Raw genomic sequence first — 11724 nt, 5'->3', positions numbered from 1 at the left:
GTTACACCTCAAATTTATAACCTACACCCCAAACGGTTTGAATGTAGTTTCCACTTTCTCCTAGCTTTAGACGCATCGTTTTCACATGCGTATCTACCGTTCTTGTACTTCCTGCATAATCATATCCCCACACCTTTTCAAGCAATTGTTCCCGGCTAAATACTTGTCCATTATGTTGGCAAAGAAAATATAGTAAATCGAACTCTTTTACCGTAAGAGGAATCGTCTCACCATTCGTCTCGACCCTCCTACTTTTTTCATTAATAAGAATCGGTCCAAATTGAATCTCTTCTTGCTGTTCTTGCTTTGTATATCGTCTTAAAACAGCTTCCATACGAGCAATTAGTTCCCCGGGACTAAATGGCTTTACAATATAATCATCTGCTCCCATACGTAAGCCGTTCACCCTATTCCACTCTTCACCTTTTGCTGTTAAAAATATAATAGGTACATCCGACGTTTTTCGAATCTCTTTACAAACTGAAAGCCCATCCATCTCAGGCATCATAATATCTAGTACAACGAAATCGTAATGATCCGTCTCTAATTTTCGAAGTGCCTCTTTTCCATTTTCAGCTTCTCCCCACTCGTATCCGAAGTTATCTAAGTACATTCCGACAAGTTGCCTCATATCATTTTCGTCATCTACGACTAGCACGTTATATTTACTCATTGTCCTTCCCCTTCTCTCTCTATGAGTTGAAACGGTCCTTTTCCGACTTTAATTGTTTGTTTTATTTTCATATTCTTCATATCCATTACGCATACTTCATCGCTATCATAACTAGCTACATATCCTTCTGCACCGCTTTTCAAAAATGCAAATGGATTAGATCCTACTTCTGCAAATCCTACCTCTTGATACGTACTTGCATCAAACTTTCTAAGCGTATTTGAACCGTGACTTAGCGCATATACATACTTATCATCCTTTGTTATATTCACAGGCATAAACGGAGCATGTAAAGAACGCATCATCTCTCCGCTCTGTAAAGAATACACTAATACTTTCTCATTCACTTGACTTCCATCACCATGTCCACCAATCCATATTTCTTTCCCATCAGCGCTAACCGTTGCTCCTGTTGATGCTGGTGGAATCATAAAGGACTGTATCACTTCTTTTTTCTTTGTATCAATGGTCGTTAGTTTCGTATCATAAAAGTTGAGTACAGATAACTGGTTATGATGCTCTACCATCGTTATCGGCCCTTTTCCTGTTGAAACACTCCCTGTCTCTTTTCCTTTTATCGTAAAGAACCTTACCTTTTGTTCATTTTGATCGGCAGCAAATAATTGTGTTCCATCATCTGATGCGATAACATTAGCAATTCCTTTTCCAATCTTATATTTGTCCACTTGTCTTCCTTCTGCTAGTGAATATACATACATATATTCTAATTGCTTACCATAAACAAGTATTTCCTCGCCATTTGGAAGTAGCGTAACCCCCGCAATCGGCTCATTTAATTCCCATGTTGTTAATAGCTTCTTTGTTTTTTTATCAATAAAACTAATACTACCTTCCTTTATATTCGTTGTTATAATAACACTTTTATCTTTAGCAATCGGTGTATACGAACTTCCTTGACACCCTACTAATAGAAATAAAAAACAGAGAAGAAAAACATACTTTCTCAAAAGATTCCCTCCATCTTCGGATGATTTCGTTATAATTGTAAAATAACAAATAAATGTGTGGAAAATGTGAAATCTTCCTTTATTAATAAAGTGAAACTTTAATCAGTGGGGGTTTTCTTCATCCCCCACTGATTATTAGTTGAACCAATCGGGCTTTTATGGGCAGTTGATCCCCCATCTAACTTCTTTGCTTTCGCTGAATTTTGAGGTGGGGGTCTTACTGCCCATTAATGCGGGATAAACTTACATCTATAATGTACAACAAATAGAATTTGAGGTGTGTAAATTATGCTTTTTCCTGATTTAGCGAATAAAATTGTACGTGAAGTACGCAGATTAATTACTGAAAACATTATTATTATACAAGGCGTTATTATCGCAAGTACAGATGCGGAAAGAATCGGTCAATTTCATGAAGGTGCACTCCGCTGTGCGAAACAAAAGAAAACTGTCATTATTACAAAAGACGATGAACGACGACTGCAAGGTGTAAAAGCTGGGATGAACCTTCCTTTACTATTCCATGACGAAGTAATCGGCGTGATTGGAATTACAGGAGAACCTGAAAACATTTCACAATACGGAGAAATATTACGTAAGATGACCGAATTATTAATTCATGAAAACTACTTTTTAGAACAATTAGAACTTGAGCACCGGTCTTATGAAGCATTTGTCTTTGATTGGCTTCAAAATACAGACTGGTCTCCAAGTTTTCTCGATCGTGCAAAAACGCTTGGCATTGATTTATATAAGAAGAAACAACTTATTTTATTATCAATCGCCCAAGATAATACGATGCTCCAGCGTAAAATTTGGCAACATATGCGCAACATTTTAGCAAAAGAAAATTTATTTGTTCGCTGGGGAAATGATCGGTTTATTTTGTTTACAACAATCCAATCCAAAGAGCAAACCTTTCAATTTTTAAAACGGTTAAAACAAGACTGTGAAACTTTATTTTCTATTACTTTATATATCGGGATTGGACAAGCAGTTACGCCAAGCAATATGAACTTATCGTACGAACAAGCATTACGCGCCCTTTCAGTATCACTTGAAACGAAAAAAATTGTATTTAATGAAGATTTACGTTTAGAAATGTGCTTACAAGATATTTCTACTGAAACTCGAGAACAGTTTCTAGAGCGTACCATTGAAAACTTAGTATCATCTCCTGAGCTTATGCACACTTTACGTTTATTTATCGATTATAACCAATCTTATAAGCAGACAGCTGAGCAATTACATATACACATTAACACATTGCATTACAGGCTAAAAAAGATTGAAGAACATACAGGACTTGACCCGAAACAATTCAAAGATTTAAATGTTTTATACTTCGCACTCCTCTTATTAGATAATCATACAAAAAATAACGATAAAATTGATTAATCTTTAGATGATTGTACATAGAAAGAATCCTCCAACTTTTTTATCATTATAATGAAAGCACTGTTACAACGTTTTTTATTATGACGAAATACGTTAACAGTTTGAGGGGGATTTCCAATGTTAGAAAAGCAAATTATTGATTCATTCGTATCTATTGTTGGCGAAGATAATGTAGATACATCCAATATGGGGCGTTTAACTTATAGTTATGATGCCACTCCAAACTTCCAAGCGATGCCTGATGCAGTCATTGCTCCTCGTAATACAAATGAAATAGCTGACGTGTTAAAAGTGTGTAACACTCATAAAATCCCCGTATACGTTCGCGGGTCTGGAACAAATCTTTGCGCTGGAACGTGTCCACTTGAAGGTGGTATCGTCCTTATTTTCCGCCATATGAACAATATTTTAGAAATTGACGAAGAGAATTTAACAATTACTGTACAAGCTGGTGTTATTACACTTGATATTATTAAAGCAGTAGAAGAAAAAGGTTTATTTTATCCACCAGATCCAAGCTCTATGAAAATTTCTACAATCGGCGGTAACATTAATGAAAACTCCGGCGGATTACGTGGTTTAAAATATGGCGTAACACGTGATTATGTAATGGGGCTTGAACTTGTCTTACCGAACGGCGATATCATTCGCACTGGTGGTAAATTAGCAAAAGATGTAGCTGGTTATGATTTAACTCGTTTATTTATTGGTTCTGAAGGAACACTTGGTGTTGTTACGGAAGCTATATTAAAACTTGTCCCTATGCCTGAAACGAAGAAAACGATGCTTGCGCTATATGAAGATATTAACGAAGCTGCTCGAGCTGTTTCTGCTATTATTGCAAATAAAATTATTCCGGCGACACTTGAGTTTTTAGACCAACCAACAATTGAAGTTGTAGAAGAGTTTGCACAAATCGGTTTACCAACTGACGTTAAAGCAATTTTATTAATTGAACAAGATGGCCCGCCCGAGGTTGTCAATCGAGATATCGAAAAAATGGCTAACGTTTGCCGTGCTATGAATGCGGTCGATGTTCGCGTTGCAAAAGATGAAGCCGAAGCAGATGCGCTTCGTACAGCACGCCGTAGTGCACTATCAGCACTTGCAAGACTAAAACCGACAACAATATTAGAAGATGCAACTGTACCACGTTCACAAATCGCTCCAATGGTTGAAGCAATTAATGCAATTGCAAAGAAATATAATATTCCTATTTGTACTTTTGGTCATGCTGGTGATGGTAATTTGCATCCGACTTGTATGACAGATGCCCGTAATGAAGACGAAATGCACCGTGCTGAACAGGATTTTGCTGAAATATTTGCGAAAGCGATTGAGCTTGGTGGTACGATTACTGGTGAACATGGTGTTGGCGCAATGAAAGCTCCGTATTTAGAAATGAAATTAGGTAAAGAAGGTATTGCTGCTATGCAAGGGATTAAACAAGCCTTCGACCCAAACAACATTATGAATCCTGGAAAGATGTTCGCGAAAGACTCTCGTAAAAGAGTGGTGGTTGAGCGATGACCACATTAAATAAAGAAAACATTCAAAAGGAATTTAAAGAACGATTAAGTGAAGATGAACTACTAAACTGTATGCGATGCGGCTTTTGTTTACCAACTTGCCCTACTTACATTCAATCTGGGTATAAAGAATCACATTCCCCACGCGGACGTATCGCCTTAATGAAAGCCGTCGTTGATGGTTTAATTGAGCCGGATGAAGATGTTGAAGATACATTAAATGTTTGCCTTGGCTGCCGCGCTTGTGAACCTGTTTGTCCATCTGGTGTGAATTATGGACATTTATTAGAAGAAGCTCGTGATATTATTAATCAAAATAAAAAGTTCTCCATGCCCGTGAGAGCTGTTCGTAAAGTTGTTTTTGAAGGACTATTCCCGCATCAAAACCGAATGCGAACATTAACAGGACTAATCGGATTTTACCAGCGTTCTGGTTTACAAACGCTAACACATAAAACAGGTATTATGAAGTTATTCCCTGAAACACTTGCAACGATGGACCTCGTTTTGCCAAAAGTCCCTAAAATGAAAGCAATGAAAGATCGTCCTGAATTTTTACCTGCTGAGGTGGCAAAGAAGAAACAAGTTGCATTCTTCACAGGTTGTTTAATGGATACGATGTTTTTAGAAACAAATAACGCAACGATGAAACTTCTTCAGTTAGCTGGTTGTGATATCGTTATTCCGAAAACACAAAGTTGCTGCGGGGCATTACATGGGCATGCTGGTGAAAAGAGTGGAGCAAAAGAATTAGCAAAACGAAATATAGAAGCATTCGAAGATTTACAAATCGACTATATCATTACGAATGCAGGTGGTTGCGGAGCTTACCTCGTAGACTATGATTATCTGTTAAAAGATGATCCCAAATGGGCTGAACGCGCAAAGCAATTTGTTTCTAAAATTAAAGATATTACTGCTATACTAGTAGAACTAGATTTCCATAAACGTAATGACTTACGACTCACGCCGCAAATCATTACGTATCAAGACTCTTGTCATTTACGCAATGTTATGCGAACATCTTCGGAACCTCGTATGTTACTAGAGGCCATTCAAGACGCAACATACCGCGAAATGAAAGATGCGGACCGTTGCTGTGGTTCTGCTGGTATTTATAATATTGTCCATTCGGAGTTATCAATGGAATTTCTAGATTACAAAATGGACCGTGTACATGAAACAGATGCAGCGACAATTGTTACTGCAAATCCTGGGTGTCTATTACAAATGAAACTAGGTATTGAACGTGAAGGTCTTTCTCATAAAATGAGAGGAATTCACATTGTTGATCTATTATTAGAAGCAATTGAAACCAACTCGTAATAACTCGTAACATACGTAATAATAGGAAAACGGCTATCTCCTTCGTCTATGTAAAGAGATAGCCGCTTTTTTGTCCGCTACAACATTAAAAATATGTTACTTTATTATAAAAAAGAACAACAGAAACATTACAGTTTTGTAAAAATACATCCAGTATATTCCTCAAAAAAATGCTAAAATCATTGATACAATAGGATTCTTCATTTTTAATATAGGTACATTTATCCAAAAACACCCTCTTAAAACCAAGTATAAAAATGCTACAAATTCCTTTTATACTCTATGTTTCTCTTATTTCATCCCTTTCCTCCTCTTAGGATAAATTAGGAAAATTTTAAGTCTATGAATTTTTTTCCATCTTTTTTCTCGCAAATTGTATGCTACGATGAATTGGTCAGTCAGACAGGCTGTCAAAAACAAATCGTGTGAAAACAAATTAAAACTTTATATAGGGGGACACACATCATGAAAAAGCGTGTTTTATTATCTGTAGCTGCTGCAACAGCTCTTACTTTAGGAGTATCTTCTTTAGATGCACAAGCTGCAACAGTACAACCATCTAACATAAAGGTTCAAAATATTCAGCATTCAAAAATGATGATGAAGCAAATGAGCCAACAAGAATTACAAGCATTCTTACAATCTATGGGAGTTGAATCATTAGCACAATGGAACCAAGGACAATTCCAACAAGATTGCTTCATTCCTGGTCAACAGCCTACTGAAAATGTTGTTACTGAACAACCAACAGCTAAGCCAGAAGCTCAAAAGCCTGCTGAGGAAACTCAAAAACCAGCTGAACAAAAGCCTGCTGAAGAAGTTGCTAAACCAGAAGCTCAAAAACCAGCTGAAAACAACAATACTCAAAACGAAACACAAAAACCAGCTGAGCAAAAGCCTGCTGAAGAAGCAAAATCTTTAAGCGAATTCGAACAACGCGTTGTTGAATTAACAAACGCAGAGCGTACAAAACAAGGCTTATCAGCATTACAAATCGATACTGAATTAAGCAAAGTAGCACGCATTAAGTCTGAAGATATGCAAAAAAACAACTACTTTGATCATAACAGCCCTACATACGGGTCTCCGTTTGATATGATGAAGAAATTTGGTATTTCTTATAAATCTGCAGGTGAAAACATCGCCCAAGGACAACGTACTCCAGAAGAAGTTGTACAAGCTTGGATGAACAGTGCTGGACACCGTGCAAACATCTTAAATAGTGGCTTCACTCATATCGGTGTTGGCTATGTAGAAAGCGGCAACTACTGGACACAACAATTTATTACGAAGTAAATAAAAAGAGAGTCTTCTAGGAGAAGACTCTTTTTTTATGTTTCATAGCTTTCTAATATGTATGCGTATAAAATGTAGAACATAAACAAAATAGACCCGCAGCTTATTACACTAATTAACAAGTAAAATCCCCACTTCAGGCTCAAAAGCAACGAAAATAATATGCTGCATGCCATCACTTGAAAGATTCGCCTACTAACTAAACGGATTTTTTGTAATTTGATCGGTTCTTTCTCTCTATCCTTCACCTTTTTAAACACTTTACTAAACATAAAAAGAAACATACTAATTCCAATCGTTAGTCCTGTCTGAAAAGATATAATACTTCCCAAATTAATAAAGAGAATTAGTATATGGACAAACATCATAAATAAAGTAATACTCTTTATAAATCCATTTATAATGAAATAATCCCCTTCATTAAACTTATATATATTATGTAAAATAACATATACTAATCCATGTAAAATAATAATAAGGACAGGGATAAATAATACGACAACTTGTTTACTCATAAACTCGTTCGCTCCACCATTCTCGTTCCAATGCACTGCCATACGAGTTGGTAAATATGGATAAATACATAGAGTAAGTAAAAGACAAGCGAAAAATATCCCTAGCATATATTTATATTTGATCAAGTAATTCTCACCTCTCTTTTCTCTTAACGGCTTCGCCTCTTTCAGAGAAATCCCTGCAAAAATCTACCTTTTTCAACTTTAAACTTACACTTTACCTATTTTCTCTTTCAAATTTTTTCATTGTATCGTTTAAATTTGTAGGGAAAGGTACGTCAACAACGATCTCTTCTTTCGTAATCGGATGCAAAAAATTAATCTTCATCGCATGTAACGCTTGCCCGGACATATATGTTGTTTGCCCACCATATAATACATCCCCAACTAATGGATTTCCATTATAGCTCATATGAACGCGAATTTGATGCGTTCTACCGGTTTCTAACTGTAACGTTACGAGCGTCGCATTTTGTTTTTTAAAATATTTCTCTACTTTATAATACGTTATAGCTTGGTCTCCCTTTGGAGAAACACGACGCCTTGTAGCATGATGTCGATCTCTTCCGATAGCTGCATCAATTGTCCCCTGCTTCTTTTTTACTTTTCCTTCAACAAGTGCCATATACGTTCTTTTGATTTCCCGTTCCATTAATAAACGATCCATAATTGCACCCGCAATTCTATGTTTTGCGAATACAACACCACCTGTCGTATCTTTATCTAATCTATGGATATGCCGAACCTTCGTCTCTAAACCTTGCATTTGAAAATGAAAAGCAACAAGATTGGCAAGTGTTCCCGTCCCATTTTTTTCAGAAGGATGTGTATCCATTTGCCCCTGCTTATTTACAATGAGTACGTGATCGTCTTCAAACACTACATTTAATTCACCATATTCCGGCTCTACGCCGTACTCCTCCTCCATAAACATATGAACTTGTAACTTATCTCCTTCTTTTAAAAGTTCATTCCATCTCCTTTGTTCTCCGTTAACCGTAACACCTTTTTCCATACGAAGCTGATGTAATAACTTTTTTGGTACTTCCCATTCCATTTTTAACAACGACTCAATACTTATACCATTCCACGTCGCTGGAACTGTAATTTCGCACCATTCGCCCTTTTTCTTTGTTTCCATACTATAATCACCTTATTTCTATTGATTCTCTCATTGTAACGGAAAACATACTTTGATGCACCGTCAAAAATAGAGGACAGTCTTATAATCGACTGTCCCCTCACGCTCTAAGCCTTTTCATCTCCTGCAACACTTCTTCAGCTTTTTGTTCATACAACAAATCTTTAAAGAAATCCGCCAATCGTTTATAGTCGTTGTACGTATCTAATAAGTCATCTATTTTCTCTCCTTTCATAACTTGCTGCTTTTGCTTCATTTTTACTGGATAACGATACCCCGATACTTCTTGTATTTTGTAATACTCATCCTCTACTTGAATAACTTTTACAATTTCCTCTTCTTCCGCATCCATCGTATACCCGTCAAATTCTCTAAGTAGTTCATAAATAATATGAGTCCATTCATCTTTTGGGTAAAACCCTTTTTCTAACCGATAACCGACAATGCGATACATATGCCCATCGTTTTCAGCAAACTGTACTGTATCATTTAGCTTAAACTTAAAATAACGAAACATTGCCTTCACCTACTTGTATGTAATCTTCTTATCACATACTATGCGCAAAATATAGGCCCTGCTATTCATAAAAAAACTCATCTATAAGATGAGTTTTTTTTATGATGATTTTCCTCTTTTCTTTCGAAATGGTAGCCACCAGTTCCAATTCCCAAACAATTTCATTAAACTTGGTACGAGCATGAGACGGATAATTGTTGCATCAAGAAATATTGCTAATGCAACCCCAAGCCCCATCTGCTTTACTGGTAAAATATCAGTAAAGGCGAACGCACCGGTAACAACAATCATAATTAAAGCGGCGGACGTAATAATCCTACTTGTCGAAACAAGCCCTTCTAACGTTGCTTGATCGTTATCTCCTGTTTCTTCATAAAGCTCATGAATACGTGAAATAAGAAATACTTCATAATCCATGCTAAGCCCAAATACGAGGCCGAAAATAAAGATTGGTAATACAAATAAAACTGAACTCTCTTCTAATCCGAAATGACCACCTTCAAATAACCAAATTACAATTCCAATTGTTGCACTTAAACTAAGTACGTTCATAATAATAGCTTTAATTGGAATGAGTATAGAGCGGAATGCGAATAATAAAATGACAAAGGTTGATCCAAATATAACAGACATACCAATTGCAACTTTATCTTTAATTTCATCTTCTAACTCTTGCTGGAACGTCGTCATACCGCCCAAATAATAAGTAACATCATTTTCTTTATAATTCTTTTTGAAATCACGAACCCATTGTTTTGCGGTTTCTGTACTTGGCTTCGTATCCAAAAAGACTTCCATTGTTGTTTTATTCCCTTTCGTATACGCTTCAAATACAGGAGCTATTTTCGCAGCCTCTGGCGACTGTAACATTCCAGCAACTTGATCTGCTTTCATTCCATTTAGCCCGTCATATACACTTTTCATCTTATATACTTGCTTATCGTCTTTTAACTTTTGAACAACAGCTTCTATCTTTTGTAAACTTTCTTTTTCTGTTATATCTTTCTTCGTCTCTACTACTAATGTCACATCAGCGTGTGTTTGGACAATTTTATTAAAGGCTTCTTCATACTTCTCAAATGCAACTCTCGTATCACTCTTTTCAGGTAACGCTTCAACACCAGGAAACTGCAAGTTAGCTGTACGTAGCGGTAATAAACAAATAACAATAAATGTTGTAACAACAATAATCATGACGATTGGATGTTTCATTACAAACTGTGCAAATTTACGCCATACATTGGATGGCGTAGGCGCCGCCTGATTCTTTTTTAATATCCTTTTACCAATTAAAGATAATAGCGCCGGAAGAAGTGTGAGCGAAAACAAAATGCTCATAATAACGACAATCATCCCGCTAATAGCAACAGACTGAATATAATCTATCTTAAAGAAAAATAAGCCTGATAAACCGACGAATACACATAACCCTGAAAATACGATAGCACGCCCTGCCGTTTGATACGTAATCGCTATCGCTTCTTTCACTGTTCTCTTCGCAACTTCCTCTCGAAAACGATTTACAAATAACAGTGCGAAATCAATTGATAATGCGAGTCCAATCATCGGTGCAACATTTAACACGAAAATAGATAGCTCTTTATCACTACCTATAAAATATAAAATCCCCATCGTACTAATGACACTAAGCGCACCATTTACAATCGGTAAAATAGACGCAATCAGACTACCAAATGAGAATAATAGTACGAGAAAAGCAATAGGTAATCCAATCATCTCTGCTACTTTTAAATCATTTTGCGTTCTTTCATTAATCTCTTGATTAATTTTCGGATATCCTGTCGGTGTTACTTTTAATACGCTATTACTTTCCTTCTCGATTTTTCCGGCAAATTGTAATGTCTTTTCCATTCGTTCTTTATTTGTTTTCCCGGAAAATAAAATCGTCGCATAACCGATATCATCTTGTAGCATCTCTTTATTTTGCATTGGATGATGGAAAGATTCGTATTTTTCTTTCTCTTCAATTTGATTTATTATCCCCTCTATACGCTTTTGAAAATCCTCATGCGAAGTATCCTTTTCCTTCTCAAAAACGAGTAAAAGTGTATCTTGAGACTGCTTAAAATCTTTATCTAAAATTTCTTTCGTCTTTTGATAATCCCCTTCTGTTTGGAAACCATCACCGCCCAATACTCCTGGAAGTTTTGGAGCAAAAATTCCGAGCACTATCGCAAGTAGTAGTAATGCTACAATTACTGTATAACGAAATTGATACAAAAAAGTTCCTAACTTCCCCCACTTATCAATTTTATGTACATTTGTCTTCACACAGTTTCACCTACTTTATATAATTCACTTGTCATTTATACTTTATCACATCTCCCCATAAACAAAAAA

The 11724-nt window shown here is 36.2% G+C and carries 10 protein-coding genes; 4 read left to right on the top strand and 6 right to left on the bottom strand.

Annotation, left to right across the window (positions count from 1 at the left end; translation table 11 throughout):
* Position 1: 1 nt before the first annotated feature.
* Both JFU23_RS22255 and JFU23_RS22250 read right to left on the bottom strand, forming a co-directional pair.
* Positions 2-673: a response regulator transcription factor gene (locus tag JFU23_RS22255; RefSeq protein WP_201032725.1), complete on the bottom strand. Its 672-nt coding sequence runs from the start codon at positions 671-673 to the stop codon at positions 2-4.
* Positions 670-1641, bottom strand: a complete 972-nt coding sequence (locus tag JFU23_RS22250; RefSeq protein WP_002011594.1) for a YncE family protein — start codon at positions 1639-1641, stop codon at positions 670-672. Before JFU23_RS22250 ends, JFU23_RS22255 begins: the two co-directional genes overlap by 4 nt.
* A gap of 288 nt (positions 1642-1929) precedes the next feature.
* Here JFU23_RS22250 and JFU23_RS22245 point away from each other — a divergent pair, with 288 nt between their 5' ends.
* The 4 genes from JFU23_RS22245 to JFU23_RS22230 all read left to right on the top strand — a co-directional run bounded on the left by JFU23_RS22245 (position 1930) and on the right by JFU23_RS22230 (position 7190).
* Positions 1930-3039 carry a CdaR family transcriptional regulator gene (locus JFU23_RS22245; protein WP_201032724.1) on the top strand — a complete coding sequence of 370 codons (1110 nt, stop codon included), beginning with the start codon at positions 1930-1932 and terminating at the stop codon, positions 3037-3039.
* A gap of 117 nt (positions 3040-3156) precedes the next feature.
* Complete coding sequence (gene glcD / locus JFU23_RS22240; protein WP_201032723.1) at positions 3157-4569, top strand: glycolate oxidase subunit GlcD; 1413 nt, start codon at positions 3157-3159, stop codon at positions 4567-4569.
* Positions 4566-5894 carry a (Fe-S)-binding protein gene (locus JFU23_RS22235; protein WP_201032722.1) on the top strand — a complete coding sequence of 443 codons (1329 nt, stop codon included), beginning with the start codon at positions 4566-4568 and terminating at the stop codon, positions 5892-5894. The genes glcD and JFU23_RS22235 overlap by 4 nt, the downstream gene beginning before the upstream one ends.
* A 465-nt stretch (positions 5895-6359) precedes the next feature.
* Positions 6360-7190, top strand: a complete 831-nt coding sequence (locus JFU23_RS22230) for a CAP domain-containing protein (RefSeq protein WP_002030537.1) — start codon at positions 6360-6362, stop codon at positions 7188-7190.
* A gap of 35 nt (positions 7191-7225) precedes the next feature.
* Here JFU23_RS22230 and JFU23_RS22225 read toward each other — a convergent pair whose 3' ends face one another.
* From JFU23_RS22225 to JFU23_RS22210, 4 genes are all read right to left on the bottom strand, one after another.
* A complete protein-coding gene (locus JFU23_RS22225) occupies positions 7226-7831 on the bottom strand; it encodes a DUF1648 domain-containing protein (RefSeq protein WP_201032721.1) in 606 nt (201 codons plus the stop codon).
* A gap of 91 nt (positions 7832-7922) precedes the next feature.
* Positions 7923-8846 (bottom strand): RluA family pseudouridine synthase, encoded by a 924-nt coding sequence (locus JFU23_RS22220; RefSeq protein WP_201032720.1) that lies wholly within the window; start codon positions 8844-8846, stop codon positions 7923-7925.
* A 100-nt stretch (positions 8847-8946) separates the two neighbouring features.
* Positions 8947-9363: a hypothetical protein gene (locus JFU23_RS22215; protein WP_002011605.1), complete on the bottom strand. Its 417-nt coding sequence runs from the start codon at positions 9361-9363 to the stop codon at positions 8947-8949.
* 99 nt (positions 9364-9462) lie between these two features.
* The gene (locus JFU23_RS22210; protein ID WP_201032719.1) at positions 9463-11655 is read right to left on the bottom strand and encodes an MMPL family transporter; all 2193 of its coding nucleotides are present in this window, start codon (positions 11653-11655) and stop codon (positions 9463-9465) included.
* Positions 11656-11724 lie beyond the last annotated feature (69 nt).

Source organism: Bacillus sp. TH50 (assembly GCF_016650565.1).
Classification (GTDB): Bacteria; Bacillota; Bacilli; order Bacillales; family Bacillaceae_G; genus Bacillus_A; species Bacillus_A mycoides.
Note: the sequence above shows the minus strand (reverse complement) of the source record. Positions and strands in the feature narration are given on the sequence as shown.

Excerpts from the sequence above, each read along its gene's own strand:
- JFU23_RS22255 (WP_201032725.1), bottom strand. The coding sequence starts at position 673 with ATGAGTAAATATAACGTGCTAGTCGTAGATGACGAAAATGATATGAGG.
- JFU23_RS22245 (WP_201032724.1), top strand. The coding sequence starts at position 1,930 with ATGCTTTTTCCTGATTTAGCGAATAAAATTGTACGTGAAGTACGCAGA.
- glcD (WP_201032723.1), top strand. The coding sequence starts at position 3,157 with ATGTTAGAAAAGCAAATTATTGATTCATTCGTATCTATTGTTGGCGAA.
- JFU23_RS22235 (WP_201032722.1), top strand. The coding sequence starts at position 4,566 with ATGACCACATTAAATAAAGAAAACATTCAAAAGGAATTTAAAGAACGA.
- JFU23_RS22230 (WP_002030537.1), top strand. The coding sequence starts at position 6,360 with ATGAAAAAGCGTGTTTTATTATCTGTAGCTGCTGCAACAGCTCTTACT.
- JFU23_RS22220 (WP_201032720.1), bottom strand. The coding sequence starts at position 8,846 with ATGGAAACAAAGAAAAAGGGCGAATGGTGCGAAATTACAGTTCCAGCG.
- JFU23_RS22215 (WP_002011605.1), bottom strand. The coding sequence starts at position 9,363 with ATGTTTCGTTATTTTAAGTTTAAGCTAAATGATACAGTACAGTTTGCT.